Annotated in this window: 23 protein-coding genes and 2 tRNA genes; 12 read left to right on the forward strand and 13 right to left on the reverse strand. The window is 63.5% G+C overall.

The window, feature by feature from the left end; translation table 11 throughout:
• Positions 1-45: 45 nt before the first annotated feature.
• From tgt to WFP39_RS01880, 9 genes are all read right to left on the reverse strand, one after another.
• On the reverse strand, positions 46-1,188 hold the full coding sequence (tgt, locus tag WFP39_RS01840) for a tRNA guanosine(34) transglycosylase Tgt (protein ID WP_336917426.1): 1,143 nt from the start codon (positions 1,186-1,188) through the stop codon (positions 46-48).
• Positions 1,188-2,120, reverse strand: a complete 933-nt coding sequence (locus tag WFP39_RS01845; RefSeq protein ID WP_336917427.1) for a DUF481 domain-containing protein — start codon at positions 2,118-2,120, stop codon at positions 1,188-1,190. Before WFP39_RS01845 ends, tgt begins: the two co-directional genes overlap by 1 nt.
• An 80-nt stretch (positions 2,121-2,200) precedes the next feature.
• On the reverse strand, positions 2,201-2,977 hold the full coding sequence (locus tag WFP39_RS01850; RefSeq protein WP_336917428.1) for an ABC transporter permease: 777 nt from the start codon (positions 2,975-2,977) through the stop codon (positions 2,201-2,203).
• A complete protein-coding gene (locus WFP39_RS01855; protein WP_336917429.1) occupies positions 2,974-3,945 on the reverse strand; it encodes an ABC transporter ATP-binding protein in 972 nt (323 codons plus the stop codon). The genes WFP39_RS01850 and WFP39_RS01855 overlap by 4 nt, the downstream gene beginning before the upstream one ends.
• A gap of 49 nt (positions 3,946-3,994) precedes the next feature.
• Positions 3,995-5,029, reverse strand: a complete 1,035-nt coding sequence (gene queA, locus WFP39_RS01860) for a tRNA preQ1(34) S-adenosylmethionine ribosyltransferase-isomerase QueA (protein WP_336917430.1) — start codon at positions 5,027-5,029, stop codon at positions 3,995-3,997.
• Between the two features lie 63 nt (positions 5,030-5,092).
• Positions 5,093-5,830: a peptidylprolyl isomerase gene (locus WFP39_RS01865; protein WP_336917529.1), complete on the reverse strand. Its 738-nt coding sequence runs from the start codon at positions 5,828-5,830 to the stop codon at positions 5,093-5,095.
• A gap of 122 nt (positions 5,831-5,952) precedes the next feature.
• Positions 5,953-6,465: a pantetheine-phosphate adenylyltransferase gene (gene coaD, locus WFP39_RS01870; RefSeq protein ID WP_336917431.1), complete on the reverse strand. Its 513-nt coding sequence runs from the start codon at positions 6,463-6,465 to the stop codon at positions 5,953-5,955.
• The gene (locus tag WFP39_RS01875; RefSeq protein ID WP_336917432.1) at positions 6,466-7,371 is read right to left on the reverse strand and encodes a polyprenyl synthetase family protein; all 906 of its coding nucleotides are present in this window, start codon (positions 7,369-7,371) and stop codon (positions 6,466-6,468) included.
• 6 nt (positions 7,372-7,377) lie between these two features.
• A complete protein-coding gene (locus WFP39_RS01880; RefSeq protein WP_336917433.1) occupies positions 7,378-7,626 on the reverse strand; it encodes an exodeoxyribonuclease VII small subunit in 249 nt (82 codons plus the stop codon).
• Between the two features lie 118 nt (positions 7,627-7,744).
• On the opposite strand from WFP39_RS01880, the gene purL reads away from it, so the two are divergent.
• Positions 7,745-9,979 (forward strand): phosphoribosylformylglycinamidine synthase subunit PurL, encoded by a 2,235-nt coding sequence (gene purL / locus WFP39_RS01885; protein ID WP_336917434.1) that lies wholly within the window; start codon positions 7,745-7,747, stop codon positions 9,977-9,979.
• A gap of 3 nt (positions 9,980-9,982) precedes the next feature.
• Here the strand turns inward: purL and WFP39_RS01890 are convergent, their stop codons facing one another.
• Both WFP39_RS01890 and serB read right to left on the reverse strand, forming a co-directional pair.
• Positions 9,983-10,618, reverse strand: coding sequence for a DUF1345 domain-containing protein (locus WFP39_RS01890; protein WP_336917435.1), 636 nt, complete (start codon positions 10,616-10,618; stop codon positions 9,983-9,985).
• Positions 10,618-11,502 (reverse strand): phosphoserine phosphatase SerB, encoded by an 885-nt coding sequence (serB, locus tag WFP39_RS01895; RefSeq protein WP_336917436.1) that lies wholly within the window; start codon positions 11,500-11,502, stop codon positions 10,618-10,620. Before serB ends, WFP39_RS01890 begins: the two co-directional genes overlap by 1 nt.
• Here serB and miaA point away from each other — a divergent pair.
• The 7 genes from miaA to WFP39_RS01930 all read left to right on the forward strand — a co-directional run bounded on the left by miaA (position 11,495) and on the right by WFP39_RS01930 (position 20,604).
• A complete protein-coding gene (gene miaA, locus WFP39_RS01900; RefSeq protein WP_336917437.1) occupies positions 11,495-12,436 on the forward strand; it encodes a tRNA (adenosine(37)-N6)-dimethylallyltransferase MiaA in 942 nt (313 codons plus the stop codon). The two genes, serB and miaA, sit on opposite strands and share 8 nt — an antisense overlap.
• Before the next feature lie 143 nt (positions 12,437-12,579).
• Positions 12,580-14,325: a biosynthetic-type acetolactate synthase large subunit gene (gene ilvB, locus WFP39_RS01905; protein WP_336917438.1), complete on the forward strand. Its 1,746-nt coding sequence runs from the start codon at positions 12,580-12,582 to the stop codon at positions 14,323-14,325.
• 10 nt (positions 14,326-14,335) lie between these two features.
• Complete coding sequence (gene ilvN, locus WFP39_RS01910; protein WP_336917439.1) at positions 14,336-14,851, forward strand: acetolactate synthase small subunit; 516 nt, start codon at positions 14,336-14,338, stop codon at positions 14,849-14,851.
• 135 nt (positions 14,852-14,986) lie between these two features.
• Complete coding sequence (gene ilvC / locus WFP39_RS01915; RefSeq protein WP_336917440.1) at positions 14,987-16,006, forward strand: ketol-acid reductoisomerase; 1,020 nt, start codon at positions 14,987-14,989, stop codon at positions 16,004-16,006.
• Positions 16,007-16,149: 143 nt separating this feature from the next.
• Positions 16,150-16,800 carry a YceI family protein gene (locus tag WFP39_RS01920; protein ID WP_336917441.1) on the forward strand — a complete coding sequence of 217 codons (651 nt, stop codon included), beginning with the start codon at positions 16,150-16,152 and terminating at the stop codon, positions 16,798-16,800.
• Positions 16,801-17,073: 273 nt separating this feature from the next.
• Positions 17,074-18,768, forward strand: a complete 1,695-nt coding sequence (gene leuA / locus WFP39_RS01925) for a 2-isopropylmalate synthase (protein WP_336917442.1) — start codon at positions 17,074-17,076, stop codon at positions 18,766-18,768.
• A gap of 249 nt (positions 18,769-19,017) precedes the next feature.
• The gene (locus tag WFP39_RS01930; RefSeq protein ID WP_336917443.1) at positions 19,018-20,604 is read left to right on the forward strand and encodes an ATP-binding protein; all 1,587 of its coding nucleotides are present in this window, start codon (positions 19,018-19,020) and stop codon (positions 20,602-20,604) included.
• Positions 20,605-20,613: 9 nt separating this feature from the next.
• Here WFP39_RS01930 and WFP39_RS01935 read toward each other — a convergent pair whose 3' ends face one another.
• A complete protein-coding gene (locus WFP39_RS01935; protein WP_336917444.1) occupies positions 20,614-21,105 on the reverse strand; it encodes an AHH domain-containing protein in 492 nt (163 codons plus the stop codon).
• A 143-nt stretch (positions 21,106-21,248) separates the two neighbouring features.
• Here WFP39_RS01935 and WFP39_RS15220 point away from each other — a divergent pair, with 143 nt between their 5' ends.
• Positions 21,249-21,413 (forward strand): SGNH hydrolase domain-containing protein, encoded by a 165-nt coding sequence (locus WFP39_RS15220; RefSeq protein WP_419716199.1) that lies wholly within the window; start codon positions 21,249-21,251, stop codon positions 21,411-21,413.
• Between the two features lie 71 nt (positions 21,414-21,484).
• Here the strand turns inward: WFP39_RS15220 and WFP39_RS01940 are convergent, their stop codons facing one another.
• On the reverse strand, positions 21,485-22,237 hold the full coding sequence (locus WFP39_RS01940; protein ID WP_336917445.1) for a hypothetical protein: 753 nt from the start codon (positions 22,235-22,237) through the stop codon (positions 21,485-21,487).
• 374 nt (positions 22,238-22,611) lie between these two features.
• On the opposite strand from WFP39_RS01940, the gene recJ reads away from it, so the two are divergent.
• From recJ to WFP39_RS01955, 3 genes are all read left to right on the forward strand, one after another.
• Complete coding sequence (gene recJ / locus WFP39_RS01945) at positions 22,612-24,321, forward strand: single-stranded-DNA-specific exonuclease RecJ (RefSeq protein WP_336917446.1); 1,710 nt, start codon at positions 22,612-22,614, stop codon at positions 24,319-24,321.
• A gap of 123 nt (positions 24,322-24,444) precedes the next feature.
• A tRNA-Glu gene (locus tag WFP39_RS01950) sits at positions 24,445-24,519 on the forward strand.
• 55 nt (positions 24,520-24,574) lie between these two features.
• Positions 24,575-24,649: transfer RNA gene (locus tag WFP39_RS01955), tRNA-Glu, on the forward strand.

Below are 24,649 nucleotides of genomic sequence, written 5' to 3' on the forward strand. Positions count from 1 at the left end.
CCAATGCAAAAGGGTGGCCTTCGCAGGCCGCCCTTTTTGTTTAAGCTATTGCGCCAGGTAATCCCGCCGGAAATCCCGCGCAAAGGCGGCAAAGCGCCCCTCGGCAATGGCGTCACGCATGGCCTGCATGAGCGCCTGATAGAACCACAGATTGTGTTCGGTCAGCAGCATCGCGCCCAGAATCTCGCCCGATTTGTGCAGATGGTGCAGGTACGCGCGCGAATAGCTGGTGCAGGCGGGGCACGCGCAACGTTCGTCCAGCGGGTCGGTGTCCTCGGCATGACGCGCATTGCGCAGGTTGACAGGGCCGTTCCAGGTAAAGCCCTGCCCGTTACGGCCTGATCGTGTGGGCAGCACGCAATCGAACATGTCGACCCCGCGCTCCACCGCGCCCACCAGATCATCCGGCTTGCCCACCCCCATCAGGTAACGCGGGCGATCGGCGGGCAGCATTTCGGGCGCGAAATCCAGCGTGGCGAACATCGCCTCCTGCCCTTCGCCCACCGCGAGGCCGCCAATCGCGTAACCGTCAAAGCCGATCTCGGTCAGCTTCTGTGCCGAAATGCGGCGCAGCTCCTCATCGAGCGCGCCCTGCTGGATGCCGAACAGGGCGCTGCGCTGCGCATGTTCGCCGCCGCTGTCGAACCCGTCGCGGCTGCGGCGCGCCCAGCGCATCGAGAGTTCCATGCTGGCGGCGATCTCGTCACGCGGCCGGTCGGCGCGGGGGCATTCGTCAAACGCCATCACGATGTCGCTGCCCAGCAAGCGCTGGATTTCCATGCTGCGTTCAGGCGTCAGCATGTGTTTCGACCCATCGATATGGCTGCGGAAAGCCACGCCTTCCTCGGTCAGCTTGCGCAGCGAGGCGAGGCTCATCACCTGATACCCGCCGCTGTCGGTCAGAATCGGGCGGTGCCAGTTCATGAAGCGGTGCAGGCCGCCAAGCCGCGCCACCCGTTCCGCGCCGGGGCGCAGCATCAGGTGATAGGTGTTGCCCAGGATGATATCCGCGCCCAGCGCACGCACGCTTTCGGGCTTCATCGCCTTCACCGTGGCCGCGGTGCCCACCGGCATGAAGGCCGGGGTGCGAATGGTGCCGCGTTGCATGGCAATCTCACCCGTGCGCGCACGGCCATCGGTGGCCTTCACGCAGAAGGCGAAGCGAGGTTTGTCCGGGATGTCAGGCATCAGAAATTGTAGACGAGGGTGAACCGGCTTTGTGTGTCGGTGGAAACGGCATTGGCTGCCGGACTGCTGTCATATTCGATGGTGTAGGAAAAGCGCCCCGTCAACCGTTCGCTGAACTTGCTTTCTATGCCCGACACCAATTGCAGCGTGGTGTTGTTGCTGCCGATGAAGGCAACCGCCCGCCCGCCCGCCTCGGCCACGGCATTGGCATCCTGCGTCAGTTTCAGCCGATCAGTGATGGCCCAATCGAAGTCGAGACCAATCAGACCGGCAATGCTGTTTTCGGCGAGCCCGGTGAGCAGTTCGGTGCGCCGCCAGGCCGGACCGGCCTTCACATCCAGCGTGGCCCCTCCCCCGTTAAGCACGCGGTAGCCCAGCCCGCCCGATACCGCATAGCGCCCGGCAAAGCCCTGGAAGCGGTTGCGTTCGAATTGCGCCAGCGCATAGGCGAAGAAGCCGTCGTCGATCTGGTATTGCGGTTCGTAAAGCGCGGAAAACTGCTCACGTTCGCTGCGGCCACGTGATCGACGGTAATCGGCAGCAAGGCGAAGATTGTGTCGCCAGTCTTCGCCCTGACGGCGCAGATTGATCTGGCCGGTCAGGCCTGTGGCAGGCGAATTGCCCGCCGACTTGAACCCGCCCACTTCGCCCCGCCCGCTCCAGTTGTCGAAGAAACCAGGGCGGCGCGCTGCGGCAGGCGCGGCTTCTGCCAGTTGCGGCACATCAGACGTGCCGGCCTCAACCAGTTCGGTCGGTGCTGCCGCTTCGGGAGCTGCCGCTGCATCAGGCTGCGCCGATTGCGAGACCATAGCGGCAATCTCCTCCGCCGCATCGGGATAGGCGGTAAGCGCCACGCCCGCCACCGCTTCCACCGTGGCGGGATCGCCCGTAGCAATTGCCGCCTCGATCATCGCACGCACAGGATCGGGCATTTGCGCAAACGCCGGCGTAGCTGATAGCGCTACCAAAACTGCAAGGAAAACGTTCCGCTTCACCGAATCAACATAGCGCGTCAGTCGCGCAGCCGCCACCCGGTGCGGAAAATGAAGGCAATCACGGCAATGCAAACGGCCACAAAGCCCAGCGTCATGCCAAAAGCCAGGCCTATCGGCACATCCGAAGTCCCGGTGAATGTCCAGCGCAAACCATTGATAAGATAGAATATCGGATTGAACTGTGCCACCGTGCGCCACGGTTCGCCCAGCATGTCGATCGAATAGAAGGTGCCGCCCAGAAAAGTCAGCGGCGTCAGGATCAGCATCGGCACGATCTGCAACCGCTCGAACCCGTCGGCCCAGATGCCGAGGATGAAACCGAACAGGCTGAACGCCGCGGCGACGAGCACGATATAGCCCGCCGCCAGCAAGGGGTGCGCGATGGTATAATCGACAAACAGCGTCGCGGTGGCCAGAATAATGGCCGAAATGATCAGCGATTTGAGCGCGGCCGCGCCGACGAACCCGATCAGCGTTTCCGCCACGCCCACGGGTGCCGAAAGCAGCTCGTAAATCGCGCCGGTGAAACGCGGCATGTAGATGCCGAAACTGGCATTGCTGGTGCTTTCCGACAGCAGCGTCAGCATCAAGAGGCCAGGCACGATAAATGCGCCATAAGACACGCCACCGATTTCGGGGATACGCCCGCCGATCGCCGCGCCAAACACAATGAAATAGAGCGAGGTGGTGAGCACCGGCGACACGATCGAGCCGAATGCCGTACGGAAGAAGCGCTGCAATTCGTGCACCAGTATGGCCATTGCGCCGCGCAGGTTGAGGATTTGGCCACTCATGCCACCGCCTCCTGTGCCTGGTCATTGAGCAGGCCGACAAAAATCTCCTCAAGCGTCGATTCGCGCGTTTCCATGCCGACGAAATTGATGCCGTGCCGCGTCAATTCCTGCGCCAACTGCGCTACTTCGCGCTTGCCCTTGCCCGTTCCGTCACCTCCACGGTAGACAAGGCGGCGGCCATCTTCTTCCAGCGCCACCGGAAAGCCCGCCAAAGCTGCGGGAATCGTGACCATCGGCTGATCAAGCGTGAAATGCGCCTCTGTCCGGCCCAGCTTGGCCATGATCGCGTCCTTGTCGTCGACCAAGAGGATGCGGCCCTTGTTGATCACGCCCACCCGGTCGGCCATTTCCTGCGCTTCTTCGATATAGTGCGTGGTCAGGATGATCGTGGTTCCGCGCGCGCGCAGCGCGTCGATCTGTTCCCACATGTCGCGGCGCAATTCGACATCGACGCCCGCCGTGGGCTCATCAAGGAACAGGATATCGGGATCATGCGCCAGCGCTTTGGCAATCATCACGCGCCGCTTCATCCCGCCTGACAGCTTGCGGATCGGCTCGTCCTTCTTGTCCCACAGCGACAGCGCGCGCAGCACCTCCTCGATCCGCGCCTCGTCCGGCGCAAGGCCGAACATGCCGCGCGAATAACGCACCTGCCGGATCACCAGATCGAACATGTCGAAACTGAGTTCCTGCGGCACGAGACCAATGCGGCGGCGCACTTCGCGCCAATGCTTGTTCACATCAAGGCCGAAGGCCGAAATCGTGCCGCCGCTGGGCCGCACCAGCCCGCACACCGCACCGATCAGTGTGGTCTTGCCCGCGCCATTCGGCCCCAGCAGCGCGAAAATCTCGCCCTTGCGGATCGCCAGATCCACGCCGCCCGCCGCGCCCAGCGCGGTGACGCCACCCTTGTAGGTTTTTACAAGGCCGCGAATGTCGAGAATCGGATCGTCAACAGGGTTTTGCATCGCGCCCCTCAATGCCCCAGCCAACCGGTTTTAGAAACAGACTTAATCTTTATCCGGGCAGAAGAAGGCTTGAATCGCCATAGGAATAGAACCGGTATTCTTGTGCGATAGCATGGGCATAGGCCGCCTGCATCCGATCGCGCCCCATCAGCGCGGATACCAGCATGAACAGCGTGCTCTTGGGCAGATGGAAATTGGTCATCAACCCGTCCACGCCCTTGAAGCGGTAGCCCGGCGTGATGAAGATCGATGTGTCGCCTTCAAACGCATGGATCACGCGGTTGTCATCCGCCGCGCTTTCCAGCAGGCGCAGCGCGGTGGTGCCCGCCGCGATGATGCGCCCGCCGCGCGCCCGCGCTTCGTTGAGCAAGGCGGCAGTTTCGGTAGAAATGCGGCCGAATTCGGCGTGCATCTTGTGATCGTCGGTATCCTCGGCCTTCACCGGCAGGAAGGTGCCCGCCCCCACATGCAGCGTCAGCGTGGTGCGGATGATGCCCGCTTCGTCCAGCGCATCGAGCAGGCGAGGCGTGAAATGGAGCGAGGCAGTGGGCGCGGCAACCGCGCCATCCTCGCGCGCGAAAATCGTCTGGTAATCCTCGCGGTCGGCCTCGTCCGTGCCGCGCTTGCTGGCAATATAGGGAGGCAGCGGCATCCGCCCTGCCCGCTCCAGCAGGACTTCCACCGGCTCCTCGCCCCCAAAAGCCAGGGTGAAGCTGCCATCTTCATGGCGCGCCTCGGCAATCGCGGTGACACCAGCGCCAAACAGGATTTCATCGCCTTGCCGGAGGCGCTTGGCGTTGCGGATGAACGCCTGCCAGCGGCGCAAGTCGATCCGCTTGTGCAGCGTTGCGCCAATGCGCGCGTCCCCGCGCTGCCCTTCGAGCTGAGCGGGTATCACGCGCGTATCGTTGAACACCAGCACATCGCCGGGATCGAGAAGCTGCGGCAGATCCCGCACGCCGTGATCTTCAAACGGTGCCTCGCTCCCGCGGACAAGCAGCATCCGCGCCGCATCGCGCGGGCGCACCGGGCGCAAGGCAATCCGCTCTGGCGGAAGGTCGAAATCGAAGAGGTCTACACGCATCGGGCCCCGTTAGGGCAAAGCCTGCCTTGCGTCATCCCGCCAGATGGCCGCGTGCGGGTCCGCTTACTGGGGAGAGGATTGTTGCACCGATGCATTGAGCATATCGGGCGTAATCGTGGCTGCAGGGCGCGGCGTTTGCGGCAAAAGTTGCGGGATGTTGTCCGCCGCAATGCTCGCCTGCAGGATGCGGGTGGGATTCGCCGGCGGCTCGCCACGCGCAATCGCATCGACATATTCCATGCCTGCAATCACGCGCCCAAAATTGGTATAGTTCCTATCCAGCGTGAAGCGCGGGTAGAAGACGATGAAGAATTGGCTGTTGGCGCTGTTCTCGTCATTGGCGCGGGCCATCGACACGGTGCCGCGGACATGCGGGAACATGTTGAATTCGGCATTGAGATCGGGAAGCGTGGACCCGCCGCGCCCGGTGCCGGTGGGATCGCCTGTCTGCGCCATGAAGCCATCGATCACGCGGTGGAAGATCACCCCGTTGTAGAAATTGGCCCGCGTCAGTTCCTTGATTCGCGCCACGTGGTTGGGCGCCCATTCGGGGACGAGACGGATCGCCACGCGCCCGCCATTCGACAGGTCGAGAAAGAGGATATTCTCGCGGTCTTCCTCGATATTCGGGTTGGCGGCGAGCGGGACGCGAGAAATCGCCTCGGCCACGGCATCGGCATGGGCCTGTGCTTCCTGGCGCTGCTGAAGCGTTTGCGCGGACGCAGGCGAGGCCAGCGCAGCGGCCCCGGCCAAAAGGGCCAGGGGCCCGGCAATCCGTGCAAGCGAACGGGCGAAAAGCATGCTCATGGTCTGAATCGGATCGGTCCTGCGGTCAAATTGGTGAATGGTGCCCTAGGGCCTTGGGGCTGACAGTTCAATGAACATGGCGCAACCGTGAACAGGCGCGTTTGCCGCCATGGCTCTCAGCGTTCGCCCTTCAGGCCGATGGAAGCCACGCGCGCGGCCACCTGTTCGCGCACCTGCGGGCTTACAAAGCGGGTGATATCGCCGCCGTAAAAGGCGATTTCCTTGACCAGTTTCGAGGCGATGGGTTGCAGGCTGATATCCGCCATCAGGAACACGGTTTCGATCCCGGCGTTCAATTGCTGGTTCATGCCCGCCATCTGGTATTCGTATTCGAAATCCGCGACCGCGCGCAGCCCCCGAACGATGATACTGGCGCCTTCACGCTCCGCCACATCCATCAGCAGCGCGTCAAATCCCTTCACCACGACATTGGTCAGGCCAAGCCGGGCGACTTCGGACCGCACCATGTCCATGCGTTCGGCAGGGGTGAACAGCGGATCCTTGCTGGGATTGGTGGTGACGCCCACTACCAGTGTGTCCACCAGCTTGGCCCCGCGCCGCATGATATCGGCATGACCAAGGGTAAAAGGGTCGAATGTGCCGGGATAAAGTCCGATGCGCGGGGTCATTCAGCCCTCCCGCTCCACGATGAACCGGGCCAGCGCGCGCAGCAGGTCAGCTTCTTTTCCGTGGCCCGCCAGATGGCCCACCGCCTGCTCGGACAGGAACCGGGCCTGTTCGCGTGCCTTGTCTGCGCCCATCAGCGATACGAAGGTGGCCTTGCCCTGCTCCGCATCCTTGCGCAGCGCCTTGCCTGCCTTCGCCTCGTCGCCTTCGTGGTCGAGGAGGTCGTCGGCAATCTGGAAGGCAAGGCCGATGTCGCGGGCATAGGCGCGCAGATGCGCCCGCGCCTCATCCGGCACGCGGCCCAGGATTGCCCCCATTTCCACCGCCGCCATCAAGAGCGCGCCAGTCTTGAGCTGCTGGAGCCGCGTCACGCCTTGCAGGTCGAAAGTCTGCTGAGCGGCGGCCATATCCATCACCTGCCCGCCCGCCATGCCGTTATGCCCGCTCGCCCGCGCCAGCGCGCTGCACAGTTCGGCGCGGATAAAGGGATCAGGGCCGATTTCGGGGCCGGTCAGCAATTCGAAAGCCAGATCGTGCAGGCAATCGCCCGCCAGAACGGCAATCGCCTCGTCAAAGGCAATGTGCAGCGTGGGTTTGCCATGGCGCATGGCGTCGTCGTCCATGCAAGGCAGATCGTCGTGGATCAGCGAATAGACGTGAATAGCCTCGATCGCGCAGCCTGCCTGGATCGCGGAACTGCGGCTCGCGCCATACATCTCGGCCACAGTGATGACGAGGAAGGGGCGCACGCGCTTGCCCCCACCAATCGCGGCATAACGCATCGCTTCCACCAGCCTGGCGCGTGGATCATCGGGCACGGGCAGAATCGCGTCGAAGGCGGCGTCCACTTCGCGCTGCACCTGCTGGAGCGCGCGGCCCAGCAGATCGTCGGCCAGAACCAGCGCCATCGCGTGCTATTCCGTGCCGAAGGGGACAGTGCCCGCAGCCTGCCCGCCGGGACCGGCCACGATCTTTTCGATACGCGCCTGCGCCGCATCGAGACGCGCCTGACAATGCCGCCGAAGGTCTTCGCCCCGTTCATACAGTGCAATCGATTCGTCGAGCGGCACTTCGCCACTTTCCAGCCGGCGCACTACGTCTTCGAGTGCGCGCAGCGCGTCTTCAAAGCTCATCGCCGCGATATCGGGGGTATTTGCGTCCATGCGCCCGGTTTGGCCGCGCCAGCGCGCAGCGTCAAGCGCGCCAACGGGCCGCGCGAAATCTGTGGGCAATCCGGCAAGGGCTAGCGACTCCCCTCCCTCCCCGCTAAGGCGCAGGGCCATGACTGAAATCACCGCAGAGATCGTCGAGGCGCACGGCCTCAGCCCCGAAGAATATGACCGCGTGCTCCACGCGCTTGGCCGCACGCCCAACATGGTGGAGCTGGGCATATTCTCGGTCATGTGGTCCGAACATTGCAGTTACAAGTCATCGCGCCTGCATCTGAAGAAGCTGCCGACCAGCGCCCCTTGGGTGATCTGCGGCCCCGGCGAAAATGCGGGCGTCGTCGACATCGGTGACGGGCAAGCCGCCATCTTCAAGATGGAGAGCCATAACCACCCTTCTTACATCGAACCCTATCAGGGCGCGGCCACGGGCGTGGGCGGCATCTTGCGCGATGTGTTCACCATGGGTGCGCGGCCGGTCGCCAATGCCAATGCGCTGCGCTTTGGCCGGCCCGATCACCCCAAGATGAAGCATCTGGTGCAGGGGGTGGTCGCCGGAATTGGCGGCTATGGCAATTGCGTGGGCGTGCCCACCGTGTGCGGGGAAACCAATTTTCATCCTGCTTACGACGGCAATATTCTGGTCAACGCGATGACGGTGGGTGTCGCGGATCAGGACAAGATTTTCTATTCGGCCGCCACGGGCGTGGGCAATCCCATCGTCTATGTCGGCAGCAAGACCGGGCGTGACGGGATTCACGGCGCCACCATGGCCAGCGCCGACTTTGGCGAGGATGCCGAGGCCAAGCGCCCCACCGTGCAGGTGGGCGATCCCTTCACCGAAAAGCTGCTGATCGAGGCGTGTCTGGAACTGATGGCGACCGATGCGATCGTCGCCATTCAGGATATGGGCGCAGCGGGCCTCACCTCCTCCAGCGTGGAAATGGCCAGCAAGGGCGGCGCGGGCATTCGCCTCAACATGAACGCCGTGCCCTGCCGCGAAGAAGGCATGACGCCGTATGAGATGATGTTGAGCGAAAGCCAGGAGCGGATGCTCATGGTGCTCAAGCCCGGCAAGGAAGCCATGGCCGAGGCGATTTTCCGCAAATGGGAACTCGATTTCGCGGTGATCGGCGAAGTTACCGACACGGGGCACATGGTGCTGGAGTTCAACGGCGAGGTGGTCTGCGACATTCCGCTCGCGCCGCTCGCGGACGAAGCGCCCGAATACGACCGGCCCTACCTCAGCCGCGCGGAATACCGCGCATGGGCGGGCACCAAGCCGCTGGAGGACATTCCGGGAGGCAGCGATATTGGCGGCGATCTGCTGAAACTGATGGCCTGCCCCGATCTCGCGAGCCGCAAGTGGATCTGGGAGCAATATGACAGCCAGGTCGGCGCGGACACGCTGCAAACCGGCGGCGATGCAGGCGTGGTGCGTGTGCACGGCACGAAGAAGGCGCTGGCGATCACCACCGATTGCACCCCGCGCTATGTCTTTGCCGACCCCTATGAAGGCGGCAAGCAGGCGATTGCCGAGGCGTTCCGCAACCTGTGCGCTGTGGGTGCGCGGCCGCTGGCGGTGACCAATTGCCTCAATTTCGCCAATCCGCAGCGCCCCGAAATCATGGCGCAGCTCGTCCACGCATTGGACGGCATGGGCGAGGCATGCCGCGTGCTCGATTTCCCGATCGTCAGCGGCAATGTGTCGCTCTATAACGAAAGCAAGGCGACCGGCGGCGGAAGCGCGATCCTGCCCACCCCGGCCATTGGCGGCGTGGGTCTGATCGACGATTACGCGCAGATGATGACCATGCCGTTCAAGCAGACAGGCGATGCCATCTATCTGATCGGCGCGGAGCCTTGGGCTACCCCCAACCCCGAACGCAGCCTTGTGGGCCAGTCGCTGTGGCTGCGCGAAATCCATGGGCGCTGCGAAGGCCGCGCTCCTCACGTCGACCTGACGCTGGAAAAGCACAGCGGCGAATTCGTGCGCGAACTGATTGCGGCGGGTCTCGTCAACGCGGTGCACGATGTCTCCGACGGCGGCCTGGCGGTGGCGCTGGCGGAAATGGCGCTGGCGGGCGGTCTGGGCGCAGAGGTGGAGAACCACCCCGATTACGACCCGGCGCGCTGGTGGTTTGGCGAGGATCAGGCCCGCTACATCGTCACCGTGCCCGATGTCGCTGCTTTCCAGGCGCAGCTGGCAAAGGGCACGCGGAATGAGGACACCGCCGGGTCCGGCGTGCGGCGCCTCGGCACAGTGGGCGGCGACAGCGTGTTCGGCGTGAAGCTGGACGCGCTGCGCGAGGCCCATCTCAGCTTCTTCAAGGACTGGATGGAAGCCTGATCCTCAGCGCCCGATCCCGGCCGCGAGCACATTGATCGTCAGGGCCAGGATCACGAGGTTGAAGGCAAAGGCGAACAGGCCGTGAAAGGTCGCCACCCGGCGCATATGCGTGCCGGTGATCGCAACATCCGCGGTCTGGCAGGTCGTTCCGAGCACGAAGGCAAAGTTCACGAAATCGGCAAACTCAGGCGTGGCCGTGTCGGGGAACACCAAACCTCCCCTGTCCTCCTGCGCTTCCTCGTCAAAATAGAGGCGGGCGTAATGCAGGGCGTAGATCAGGTTGACGAACAGCCAACTGGCGCAGAGCGTCAGGATGATTAGCCCCGCCATGAACGCGCTGCCTGTTTCGCGCAGCAGGACAAGCAGGCCCAACGCGCCCATGATGGTCGCCGCGATAAGCAGTGTCAGCACAAGCAGCAGGATGCGCCCCGCATCGTTGTCGCGCGCGTCCCGACGCAGACGGTTGGCCTGTCCATATTTCCAGAGCGAAATGCAGGAGAGCAAGAACACCGCCACGCCCGCATCAAAACCTACAAGCAGCGCCGGTATGATCGGCATCACCGTTCCCGCAACCACTACCCCCAGCAGAAATACCGCCAGAAACAGGACATAGCGCGGGTGCGGGATGCGCCGTGACATCAGCGGCCCACCCAATCCTTTTCGGGCACGCCGAGCAGTTTCAGCACGCTGGTAAGATCGCCCCGGTCAATCCAGCCATTGGCCGCATCGCGCGCCTTGGGCTTCGCGTGGTAGGCAACGCCATACGTCGCCTCGGCAATCATCGGGATGTCGTTCGCTCCGTCTCCCGTCGCCAGCGTCACCACATTTTCTCCCAACTCCGCTGCCTCTTGCCGCAGCACGGTGCGTTTCACGCCGCTGTCGGTGATCGGGCCGACAAGATCCCCGGTCAACACATCATCCACAATTTCGAGCCGGTTGCCCACCACCCGCTCAAAGCCCAGCATCTCCGCCACCGGATCGGCAAACTGGTGGAAACCGCCGGTCACCAGCACCGTCCGGCAACCGCGGCTTTTCAGCGTTTCGACCAGCACCCGCGCACCGGGCATCGGGGTGATACGCGTGGAAAGACATTCGGCAATCGCGCCTGCGGAAAGGTCGCGCAGCAGCATGACGCGTTCGCGCAGCGCGCCTTCGAAATCGAGCTCGCCCTGCATCGCGCGCTCGGTAATGGCGGCGATGTGGTGCTTGATCCCGGCGAAGTCGGCCAGTTCGTCGATGCATTCCTGCCCGATCATGGTCGAATCCATGTCTGACACGAACAGATGCGGCACGGCAAAGGGCGCGGTGGCAATGATCGCATCGCTGGGGTGAAAATGCGCATCGAGCGCGGCGCGCAGCGCGGCCATGTCATCGGATGGCGTCGCGATTTCCACCACATCGCCCGCGCCGTCGAGCAAGCCGGCCGATGCGAGCGCCACGCCCTTTCCCGCCAGATCTGCGGCAAAGGCATCGAGGCGTGTTTCCAGATTGGTGGTGTCTGCTATCAGGCGGGCAATGAGCAAGGGACGAACTCCAGCGAAAAATCCGGTGGCGCTCATCGCAGGGCCGACGGCCAGCGGCAAGAGCGATCTGGCGGTGCGGCTGGCACTGGCCCTTCACGAGGCGGGCAAACAGGCACTGGTCATCAACGCCGACAGCGCGCAGGTCTATGCCGATCTGGCAGTGCTGAGCGCGCGGCCGAGCGAAGACGAGATGCGCGGGGTGCCGCACCGCCTGTTCGGCACCTGGGACGGGGCCATCGCTTGCTCTGCCGCAGATTGGGCTGCGGCTGCCAAAGCGGAAATCGCCGCCGCACATGAAGCGGGCGCGGTGCCGATCCTGGTGGGAGGAACAGGGCTTTATATCCGCACGCTGCTGGACGGAATTGCGCCGGTTCCGCCGATTGACGAGGCGGTCCGGGCCGAGGTGCGGGCAATGGAGGTGGCGGAAATCCATGCGGCGCTGATGCAGGAGGATGCCGTTTATGCCGCGCAACTCGGCCCGGCAGACCGCCAGCGGCTGGCGCGCGCGCTGGAAGTGGTGCGATCGACCGGCAGATCGCTCAAGGCATGGCAGGCGGAAATGACCGGCGGCATTGGCGAGGCGATCACGCTCGCCCCGCTGATCCTCTTGCCCGAACGCGCAAGACTCTACGCTCGCTGCGACGCGCGCTTTGCCGCCATGCTGGATGGGGGTGCCGTGGATGAGGTCTCAAGCCTGCTGGCGCGCAATCTCAACCCCGCCCTGCCCGTCATGCGTGCGATCGGCGTGGCCGAGATCGCCCGAATGCTGGCCGGAACAAGCACCCGCGAGGAGGCGCTGGCGGCCGGCCAGCAGGCCACGCGCAATTACGCCAAGCGGCAATATACCTGGCTGAGGCATCAACCCCCAACCGAATGGCCGCGCATTGCGCCAGAAAATGTCTCATTTGAGACAGACTTTGAAATATTATTCTGATATTCGGGGTTGACAGGATATTTCCTGTCCCATAACAGCGCCGCATAAACGGGTAACAGGAACAGATCAGGCGGCCCGGCGCGAACCCTCGTGCCGGGTTGGTCTTTTTCCGCTTCCGCCAAGCCCTGAGCAGGAGAAATACGGTGAGCAACGAACGCAGCGGCGCTGCGATATTGTGCGAAATGCTGGTGCGTCAGGGTGTCGAATATGTCTTCGGCTATCCCGGCGGCGCAGTGCTGCCCATTTATGACGAGCTGTTTTCGGACGACCGCATCCGGCACATCCTTGTCCGCCACGAAGCAGGGGCGGCGCACGCGGCGGAAGGGTATGCGCGCTCCACAGGGAAGCCCGGCGTCGTGCTCGTCACCAGCGGCCCCGGCGCTACCAATGCGGTGACCGGCATTGCCGATGCCTTCCTCGATTCGATCCCGATGGTAGTCATCACCGGACAGGTGGCGACCAATCTGATCGGCACCGATGCCTTTCAGGAGGCCGACACGATCGGCATCACGCGCCATTGCTGCAAGCACAATTACCTCGTGAAGGATCCGGCCGATCTTGCCGCCACGATTGACGAGGCGTTCGAAATCGCCACCACCGGCCGCCCCGGCCCGGTCGTGATCGACATTCCCAAGAATGTGCAGGTTGCCACCGCCCCGTTTACAGATGCGCCGGTGCAGCGCCCCCGTCGCTACACGCCGCGCATGGTTGCCTCACCCGACGAGATCGGCGAGGCGATTGACCTAATCGCCAATGCCAAACGCCCGATTTTCTACACCGGCGGCGGCGTGATCAATTCCGGCCCGCGCGCCACCACGATGCTGCGCCGCTTGCAGGAACTGACCGGCGCGCCGGTGACTTCCACGCTGATGGGGCTAGGCGCTTTTCCGGCGGGCCATCCGGACTGGCTAGGGATGCTGGGGATGCACGGCACCTATGAAGCCAACATGGCGATGAACCAGTGCGACGTAATGGTGAATATCGGCGCGCGGTTTGACGATCGGGTGACCGGCCGCCTCGACGCGTTTTCGCCCGATTCCACCAAGATTCACATCGATATCGACCGCTCATCCATCAACAAGGTCATCCCCGTCGATCTCGGCATTGTGGGCGATTGCGCCACCGTGCTCGAACAATTGGTGGAAGCCTGGGGCAAGCGCGACCGGCTCGACCTGTCCGAATGGAAGGCGCGCATCAGCGGCTGGCGCGCGCGGCAGAGCCTTGCCTATCCGGCGGGGGACGGCAAAACGATCATGCCGCAATTGGCGATCGAGCGGCTGCACGCCCTCACCCATCATCTCGACCCCATCATCACCACCGAAGTCGGCCAGCACCAGATGTGGGCGGCGCAATATTTCGGCTTTACCGACCCGAACAAGTGGCTGACGAGCGGCGGCCTTGGCACGATGGGTTACGGAATGCCCGCCGCGATCGGTGCGCAACTGGGCAATCCGGACAGTCTGGTGATCGACATTGCCGGCGAAGCCAGCATCCAGATGAACATTCAGGAAATGGGCACCGCCAGCCAGTTCCGCCTGCCGATCAAGGTGTTCATCCTCAACAACGAATATATGGGCATGGTCCGCCAGTGGCAGGAACTGACCTATGAAAGCCGCTACTCCAACTCCTATTCGGACAGCCTGCCCGATTTCGTCGCGCTGGCCGAGGCCTATGGCTGGAAAGGCATCCGCATCACCTGCGAGGCGGAGCTCGATGCAGGCATCAAGGCCATGATGGAGCATGACGGCCCCGTCATGGTCGATTGCCAGGTGTCCAAGGAAGCCAACTGCTTCCCCATGATCCCCAGCGGCGCGGCGCATACCGAAATGCTGCTTTATGGCGACATGGTGGCGGGCACGCTGGACGACGAAGCCAAAGCGCTGGTCTGAGGATGTAGTGATGAAGATCAAGCAAACCGAGGCCGAGCGCCATGTGCTCAACATCACCGTCGATAACGAGGCGGGGATTCTGGCCAAGATTGCCGGGCTGTTCACCGCGCGCGGATACAATATCGACAGCCTGACGGTGGCCGACATTTCGGACAACCACAAGGTCAGCCGCATCACCATCGTCACGCAAGGGCCGCCGCGCGTGATCGACCAGATCGAGGCGCAGCTGGACCGGCTGGTGCCGGTGCACCGCGTGGTCGACCTCACCCAGTCCGGCCCGCATGTCGAACGCGAGCTGGCGCTGATCAAGGTGGCCGGCAAAGGCGACAACCGCGTGGAAGCGCTGCGCATTGCCGAACTGTTCCGCGCCAAGGTGGTCGACACCACCACCGAAAGCTTCATCTTCGAACTGACCGGCACGCCCGACAAGATCGACAGCTTCATCACGCTGATGCGCGAGCTTGGCCTTGTCGAAGTGGGCCGCACGGGCGTGGTCGGCATGATGCGCGGGCCACAGGGGGCGTGAGCGCCGCGTAAATCCGGTTTCAAAAAAGATCACATTGCACATCGCCCCGGCGCGCAAATGCCGCTAGAGGCTCCACCGCGAAATTTTCCTCCCGCCCAAGGCCGGGGACAGACAGAACAAAGACAGGACCACCCGATGAAAGTGTATTACGACGCCGATTGCGACCTCAATCTGGTTACCGACAAGAACATCGCCATCCTCGGCTATGGCTCGCAGGGCCACGCCCACGCGCAGAACCTGCGCGACAGCGGCTGCAAGAATGTCGCGATCGCGCTGCGCCCCGGTTCGGCCTCGGCCAAGAAGGCCGAAGGCGCGGGCTTCAAGGTGCTGAGCAATTCGGAAGCTGCCGGCTGGGCCGATATCCTGATGATCCTCGCGCCGGACGAGCATCAGGCCGCGATCTGGGAAAACGACATCAAGGGCAAGATGAAGCCGGGTGCGGCTCTGGCCTTTGCCCACGGCCTCAACATCCATTTCGGCCTGATCGAAGTGCCATCGGACATTGATGTCATTATGATCGCACCCAAGGGGCCGGGCCACACCGTGCGCGGCGAATACCAGAAGGGCGGCGGCGTGCCCTGCCTGATCGCGGTGCATCAGAATGCCAGCGGCAATGCGCATGATATCGCGCTCGCTTACGCCAGCGGCGTGGGCGGCGGCCGTTCGGGCATCATCGAAACCAATTTCAAGGAAGAGTGCGAGACCGACCTGTTCGGTGAGCAGGCCGTGCTGTGCGGCGGCATCACGCACCTGATCCAGGCCGGGTTCGAAACACTGGTGGAAGCCGGTTACGCCCCCGAAATGGCCTATTTCGAATGTCTGCACGAAACCAAGCTGATCGTCGATCTGCTGTATGAAGGCGGGATCGCCAATATGCGCTACTCGATCAGCAACACGGCCGAATATGGCGACATCACCACCGGCCCGCGCATCATCACCGCCGAAACCAAGGCCGAAATGAAGCGCGTGCTGGCCGACATCCAGTCGGGCCGGTTCGTGAAAAACTTCGTGCTCGACAACCGCGCGGGCCAGCCTGAACTGAAGGCGGCGCGCAAGGCTGCTGCTGCGCATCCGATCGAGCAGACCGGTGCCCGTCTGCGCGCCATGATGCCGTGGATTTCGGCCAACAAGCTGGTCGACCAGACCAAGAACTGATCCGCAGGCAAGCGGCGGGGGTCTGCGACAAATCGCGACAAAAATCCCCGCCGCCCCCTGCACTGCGCATTCGCTTACCGGTGGACATTGGCAGGCCGCATCGCCACATTGCGCGCCTGAGTTTACCACTGGGAGAAACCTTCATGCGCAAGACCCTGCTTTCCATCGCCGCCGCCGGTGGCCTTACCGCTCTTGTGGCCGGTGGCATCAATGCCCAGGGCGGCCCGCCGCAGCTGCCGGGTGCCGTTGACGCAAGCCGCGTGACTGCGGGAACCTATGCCACCGATGCCAGCCACTCGCTTGTCGGCTGGAAGGTCAACCACTTCGGTTTCAACGACTATTTCGGCATTTTTGGCGATGTTGCGGGCACTCTGGAGATCGACCCGGCCAATCTCAACGCGGCCAAGGTCGATGTGACCATTCCCATCGCCAGCGTGGTAACCGCCAGCGCGGGCCTGACCGAGCATTTGATGCGCGCGGGCGCCAATGGCGGCAACCCCGATTTCTTCGGCCCCAATCCTGCCCCGGCCCGTTTCGTGTCCACCTCGGTTCACACCACGGGCACGCACACTGCACATATCATGGGCGATCTGACGCTGAACGGCGTGACCAAGCCGGTCACCATCCAGGCCGAGTTTTCGGGCGCGGGCAACCACCCCTTCAACCAGCGCGCGACACTGGGCTTCCACGGCACCGCCACCATCAAGCGTTCGGAATGGAACCTGGGCGGTTTCGTGCCTCTGGTGGGCGATGATGTGGAACTGGACATCACCATCGCTTTCGAAAAGCAGTAAATCTTCGCCCCTTTGGGCGTCCAAGGCGCGCGGTTCCCAAGCGGGACCGCGCGTTTTTCATGCGCCCACTGGACATTTGTTTACCCCATGCGCATATGCTGCCCGACATGAAGACCCGCGAAACCCTATCGCTGCTTCGACTTACACGCCCTTAGGCGTGCCATTGCCCCTGCGCCTTTGCCGCCGGGACATCGCCTAAGGGCCATCCGCAAGACTGGTGAATTTGCCCCGCACCCCTTGCCGTGCGGGCCGGAAGCGATAAGGGATTTTTCCATGCCGATGCTCAAGGACCCGAGCCGAAAATACCAGCCCTTCCCGCAGGTCAACCTGCCGGACAGGCAATGGCCTTCGCGCACCATCACGAAGCCGCCCCGCTGGCTGTCGACCGATCTGCGCGACGGCAACCAGTCGATCATCGATCCGATGGACGCGGTGAAGAAGAACCGGTTCTTCGACCTGCTGCTGGAAGTGGGCGTGAAGGAGATCGAGGTCGGTTTTCCCAGTGCGGGCGCGACCGAGTTCGATTTCATCTCCGGCCTCGTCAAATCGGGCCGCATCCCGCAGGATGTCACCATCCAGGTGCTGACCCAATCGCGCGAGGATCTGATCCGCCGCAGCTTTGAAAGCCTGGAAGGCGCGCACGCGGCGATCGTTCACCTCTACAACGCAGTCAGCCCGGCCTGGCGCGAGATCGTCTTTCGCATGACCCGCGACGAGGTGAAGCAGATCGCGATCAAGGGTGCGCAATGGCTGGTGGACGAGGCAGCGAAGCGTCCCGGCACCAAATGGCAGTTCGAATACAGCCCCGAAACCTTCTCCACCGCCGAACTCGATTTCAGCCTTGAGGTGTGCGAGGCGGTGATGGGGGTGATCCAGCCCACGCCGGACAACCCGCTGATCCTGAACCTGCCGGCAACCGTCGAGGCAGCCACGCCCAACATCTATGCCGACCAGATCGAATATTTCTGCCGCAACCTGCCGAACCGGCAATCGGCAGTGATATCGCTGCATACGCATAATGACCGCGGCACCGGCGTTGCGGCGGCGGAACTGGGCCTGATGGCGGGCGCAGACCGGGTGGAAGGCTGTCTGTTCGGCAATGGCGAGCGGACCGGCAATTGTTGCCTCGTCACCGTGGCCATGAACATGTACACGCAGGGCATCGATCCGGGGCTGGATTTCAGCGATATCGACAAGGTGATCGAAACGGTCGAATACTGCAACCAGATCCCCGTGCACCCGCGCCACCCCTATGGCGGAGAACTGGTGTTCACGGCCTTTTCGGGCAGCCATCAGGACGCGATCAAGAAGGGTTTCGAGGCGCAGGCCGCGCGCAATGACGAGCTGTGGCGTGTGCCCTATCTGCCGATCGATCCGGCCGATCTGGGCCGTTCTTACGAGGCGGTGATCCGCGTCAATTCGCAAAGCGGCAAGGGCGGCTTCGCGTGGGTGCTGGAACAGGATCAGGGCCTGAAACTGCCCAAGAAGATGCAGGCCGATTTTTCGCGCCATGTGCAAAAGATGGCCGACGATCTGGGCCGCGAACTCAACGCCGCCGACATCTGGGACTGCTTCCGGCAGGCCTATTTCATCGGCGATGTGCCCAAGCGTTTCCGGCTGGTGGATTACCAGGAAAGCAAGGCAGGCGACGGCACGCAGGTCTTTTCCGGCACCATTCTGGTGAACGGGCAGGAACAGCGCATTTCGGGGCGTGGCAAGGGCCTGCTCTCCACCATCCTTGGCACCATGCGCGAGGCATTCGGGCTGGATTTCGAAGTGGTCGATTATGTCGAGCACGCGCTGGGATCGGGGGTGGATGCACGGGCGGCGGCCTATATCGAATGCCGCCTGCCCGATGGCAGCACCAGCTGGGGCGTCGGCATCGATCAGGATGTCGCCACTACCAGCGTCCGCGCGATCCTGTCGGCGGCCAATGGTGTCGTGGCGCGCATGGCGTCTGCCGGCTGACAGATCGGGTTAGCCCCTTGCCGCGTGAATGGCGGGAAGTCTGTTGCGGTCTACCGGGCTACGCATTCGGTCGCAACAGACTTCCGGACGCTCATGTTCGGCGCGCTTGCTAGGTAGCAATACGCGCAGCCTTGCCCACCTTCGGACAACACAAGCGCTGTAGGCCAAACTGGTGCAATTCCGGTTGGCCATATGTCCGCTTTTTCCCTGTTCGCATGTCTTGCGCTCCTGGCTGTCCTGATCGGCCTGATGATCTTGCGCAGGTATCGCGGCGAGGCCCGGCCGACAACACTACTGGCACCACAATGCCCCGCATCGAATGATGAATGCGCGGCTTTCCTGCTTCGCCTGAGCCAGGAATTGCAGACACCGCTCAATTCGATAATCGGCTTTGCCGACTTGCTGGCACAGGGGGAACTTTCCGAAGGGCAGCAGCGCCAGGCGCGCCTGATAACCGAAAACGCCCGATCCATGCTGCGGCTGGTCAGCGACACGCTGGAACTTTCGCGCATTCGCACCGGGCAAACACGCATTGTTCACGAAGAATGTGATCTGGCGGCAGAGTTGCTTCGCCTGATCGAGATTTTCCGTCCCCTGGCGACAGCCAAAGAGATCAAGCTGATCCACACCCTGTCCCCCGATCTGCCCGCGCGTCTTTGGGTTGACCGGGTGCATGTGCGCCAGATTCTGCTCAATCTTGTGGGCAATGCGGTCAAGTTTACCGACAAGGGAACCGTCACCCTGAGTGCGCGAATAGAACGCGGCATGCTGATCGTCGATGTTGCTGACACCGGCGCCGGGATTGATCCGGACCATCTGGAAAGGCTGTTCATCCCCTTTGCCAATGCCATGCAGCCGGCATCTGCGGTATCGCCTGCAAGCGGTCTCGGACTCGCCATTGCGGCGGAACTGGCACGCAGAATGGGCGGATCACTGGCAGTCACAAGCAATGCGCAGGAAGGCGGCAGTTGTTTTTCGCTTCGCCTGCCTTTTCGTGATCACCGGCCTGTGGAGCAAATGGTTCGGGTCGCCGCGGCTCCCCCGCCTCCGCAAGCGGGACCGCGGGTGTCTGGCGCACCCGATGTGGTGGTAGCAGCGGCCGCAGCGCCGCGCCGCGTCTTGCTGGCAGAGGATAATGACATCAACCAGCAGCTTGTGCTGGCGATGGCTCCGCTTTTGGGAATTCACCTCGACATCGCGGCAAACGGGGAGGAAGCGGTGGCCATGGTTGATACCGCGCGCCTCGCAGGCTCTCCTTATCACCTGGTGCTGATGGATGTGCAAATGCCACTGCTGGACGGAATTGCCGCTGCCCGCGCCATGCGCCGTGCGGGCCATTCGGCCCAGCAACTTCCCATCGTCGCCCTGACCGGGCGCAACCAGCCCGAAGATCTGGCAGCCACGCGCGATGCCGGGATGCAGGGGCACCTTTTCAAGCCGGTTGTGCTGGCCGATCTCGCAAAGTTGCTCGCCACCCTTCCCAACACCGATGTCGCCCCCGCCCCGCCCGAAGGGCTGGATGTGATGCGCTTTGGCGATGGCGCAATACCGGCCATCCACGCGCTCGATCACCGATACCGCACCCGCAAGCAGCACCTGCTCGACCTGATCGCGCGCACAATCGCCGGCGACCGCGCGGCGGACAACCTGCCGGAAATCGTCTCCGGCCTGCACAAGCTGGCAGGCGTAGCGGCGAATTTCGGCGATGAGGAGACGGGCCAGACCGCGCGCCATCTGGAACAGGCGCTTAAACGCAGCGAAAGCGCTGCCGAAGCGCTGCGGATATTGGTCGCGCACTGGCCATCGCTGCGCGATCGGGCCGCGCAGCAGCGGTGATCCCCACAATCACGAGCCGCCCGCAGGCTGCGTGACTGACCAGATGGTTTCGGCCATCGCATCAAGTTCCGCAAAATCCACGCCATAACCCACCGGATCGCGCAGATTGAGGCGGATGCGGGGGGGTGCGGCCGGCTGCATCAGCGCGCGCCGCAAGGCCGCTTGCAACAGCCGCATCCGCATCAGCACATCGCGCAAGGCCTCATCCGGATTGCGGCTGCGGCTGTTTTGCCAGTTCGCCTCGATCTGACCGAACCTTTCGGCCACCACTTCGTTGTAGCGGGGATGCGGGCCGCGGTGCAAAGGCAGGCCCAGCACCAATGCCGCCTGTTCCAGCGCGGGCAGCAGCAGCCCGTTGCTGCGGAAATCATCAAGGCTGGCTCCGCCATGCCCCAGCGCATCGAACAGCGACGACAGGCTGCGATCCGACAGCAAAGTGCGCGGAATGAGATGGTGCCGCTGCATATGCTTGCGGTAACCGGGCTTGCCGGGTCGGTTCACAGACCGAAAAGGCAGCCGCTCGCGCCCGCGGGCCCCATCCCCCACTGCATTTCTGTGCACTGACTGGCGACCCTTTATCCTCTCACCATGGCTACCATGCCCGCTTTGCCTGCCAAGACAAGGCTCTCTGCCAATTCGGGTGCCTGCAGTGCGAAGTTTCGCGCGCAACCTTTGATCACCGCATTGCCACTTCCGATCCCCTTCTTGCCCGCGTGGCAGAGCGGTATGGTGCAACGCTCGTTCGTCCGGCGGATTTCCTGTGCAATGGATCAAGCTGTGCTGTCTTGCGCAAAGGCAAGCCACTCTAACGTGATGACGATCACCTCAGTATCGCAGGCGCCAATTGGCTGGTTCCGCAGATGATGGACGCCGCCGTGTCTTAGCTTGCGCCGCGCGACACGCGCACAAGTGCGGGGCGGTCCCCGTCTGCGTCCTGCGGCTCAAGCAGCAGCGGTTCTCCTTCGGGACCGGTCAGGCTCATCGTGTGCGTGATGCGCCCCATGTCGACCAGCCAATGCAGCAGGCGCAAGGCCAGCTTGGCCATGCGCTGCGGATCGCCTCCTGCATCGGGCACGAGGTGCAGTTCCTGCCCGGTGAATAGCGAAAGCCCCTCGCTTTGCAGGCTGCCATCGTCCAGCGTGCGCAGCGCCGTCAGCCCCAGCCCCGGAAAGGCGCCTCCGCCCAGCCAGCGCGTCACCGCGTCCCGGAAATAGCCTGGCGCACAGACCGTAGCCGCCGGGCCCCAGGCAACGCCCTTGATGTTCTCCAGCCCGGCCAGCTCTCCCGCCAGCCAGGCAAGGCAGCGCAGCACGGGAATCATCGCACCGCCGCTCAGAAGGTGCGGCCCCGGCGTCAGCGCCACCGCCTCGCAATCGCCAAGTCCAGCGTTCGCATCGAGCGCATAGAAATGGCGCATTTCCGGCATCGCCGCCGCCACACCGGGGGCAAGCCCCGTCACATCAAAAGTCAGGCCGTTCGCCAGCAATTCGCACCAGTGAAGTGCGCCTTGCTCGCCCGCCTTCCCTTCATCCGCCACGCGGTCCAGCGTGACCGCGAATTGCCCATGGGTAAGCGACAAGGCCTGAATCCGGGCCAGGAAAGGGCGCTGATGCTGCGCGAAAAGCAGCACCACGGGATGATCGATCAGGTTTCGCAAAGGGCGTTGCGCAGTCGCTATGACACCACCCTCCCTGTAATACGGAATTTTCCCGCCCTCCCAATGCCTTGCACCCTACAAGAGGAGTGGCCCGATATGTCAAATGGCTCACAAGGCAAGCTGGACTGTGGACTCTGGTCCAGATCGGACCATTTTTGCGTCATCTGGTTGTGCGAAACGCCTTGCAGCGCTTTCCTGTTCCCCAAGCATTGTTTAGCATCGCCCCGATGGAACACGCTCCCGCCCGCAGTCCTGCCGCAAATCGCGGCCAGCAATCCCACCACCACCATGCGGCCCTTGGTATCAGCACTTCCTTGTCCGGCAAGTCCTGGCAATGGATGGGTGGGAATATGGCGCTTGGCAATGCGGCTTCGGCAGAAGCGGGAGAAGCGATCATCGCGCAATTGCTGATGGCGCGCGGGGTGCCTCAGACTGAACTTGCCCTGCACCGGGATCCTTCGCTGCGCAATTTCCTGCCCGATCCTTCGGCCTTTCGCGACATGGACCGCGCGGCAGAGCGGATCGCACAGGCCGTGCTGACGCGCGAGCGGATGACGATCTACGGGGATTACGATGTGGACGGTGCCACCAGCAGCGCTCTGCTCATCCGTTTGATGCGTATGCTGGGCCATGATGCCGGTCATTACATACCAGATCGCTTGCTGGAAGGTTACGGCCCCTCCGGGGAAGCGCTCGTAAGGCTGGGCAAGGACGGCTCAAGCCTCGTCGTCACGGTCGATTGCGGGGCCATGGCTTATGACGCGCTGGACGCAGCGCACCAGGCGGGCGTCGATGTGATCGTGGTGGATCATCACAAATGCGCCAGCGAACTTCCCGTTGCGCTGGCCCTGGTCAATCCCAACCGGCTAGACGAAAGCGATATCGGCGCGGCGCACGGCCATCTGGCGGCGGTTGGGGTTGCCTTCCTGCTGGCGGTCGCGGTGGTGCGCACGCTTCGCGGGCACGGCTATTTCGCCAATCGCGCGGAGCCCGATCTGCTCTCGCTGCTCGATCTGGTGGCGCTGGGCACGGTTGCGGACGTGGCCGCGATCCGCGGCTTGAACCGGGCATTTGTGGCGCAGGGGCTGAAGGTGATGGCGCATCGCCGCAATATCGGCATGGCCGCGCTGATCGATGCCGCGCGCCTGACACGCGCGCCCACCTGCAGCGATCTGGGCTTCGCGCTGGGGCCGCGCATCAATGCCGGCGGCCGCGTGGGTGAAGCGACGCTCGGCGTGCGCTTGCTCACCACCGAGGACGCGGCCGAGGCCGCCGCCATCGCCGCCCAACTTTCCCGCCTGAACGAGGAACGCCGCGCGATCGAGACAGCAGTGCAGGAAGCGGCGGAGGAGCAACTTGCCGCCCAGCGGGACCGGGCGGTGAAGGTGGTGGCCGGGCATGGCTGGCACCCCGGCGTTATCGGGATTGTCGCAGGGCGCATCAAGGAAAAGACCGGCAAGCCGGCGATCGTCATTGCCCTCGATTCGGAAACGGGTCAGGGCAAGGGGTCGGGCCGTTCCATTTCCGGGGTTGATCTGGGCGCCGCCATCATCGCCGCGCGTGAAGGCGGCTTGCTGGTGGCAGGCGGCGGGCACGCCATGGCAGCGGGATTGACGGTGGAGGAAGCGCGCTTGTCCGATCTGGCCGCCTGGCTGGAGAACCTGCTCGCGGCGCCCGTGGCCCGCGCCAGCGCGGAGGCGGTGCTGCGGCTTGACCTTGCCACTGCGCCGCGCGGCCTCAATCCTGATCTCGTGCAGGTGATGGAAAAGGCCGGCCCGTTCGGTGTCGGCTGGCCGGGGCCGCGAATCGCCGTCGGTCCGGTCCGGCTGGTGAAGGCTGACATAGTGGGCAAGGACCATCTGCGCCTCATTGCGGCGGGGGATGATGGCGCCTCGTTCAAGGCGATGGCGTTCCGCGCGGCAGACAGCACGCTTGGCCAGACTTTGCTGCACGGCACACAAGGCAGGAAACTATGGCTGGCGGGCCGGGCAAAGATTGATGACTGGGGCGCACGTCCTGCCGCAGAACTGCATCTGGAGGATGCGGCCTGGGCAGATTGATGCCGGCTTGCAGGCGAAAAGCGCCACGAACGCCCTGGCCTTTTCAGAAAAGGCCTTTGCCGCCATCAGCGGGGCTTGACCGCGTGCCCGCGCGCCCGTAAGTGCGCGGCCTCGCACCGCAGTGGCCCCTTCGTCTAGCGGTCAGGACGCGGCCCTTTCACGGCTGAAACACGGGTTCGATTCCCGTAGGGGTCACCACGGGTGCGAATTTGCCGATACCGGCCCCGTTGGCGGGCCTGTTCACCACGGTGACGGCCCCTTCGTCTAGCGGTCAGGACGCGGCCCTTTCACGGCTGAAACACGGGTTCGATTCCCGTAGGGGTCACCA

Origin of the sequence: Alteraurantiacibacter lauratis (assembly GCF_037154155.1) — a bacterium.
GTDB classification, from domain to species: Bacteria; Pseudomonadota; Alphaproteobacteria; order Sphingomonadales; family Sphingomonadaceae; genus Alteraurantiacibacter; species Alteraurantiacibacter lauratis.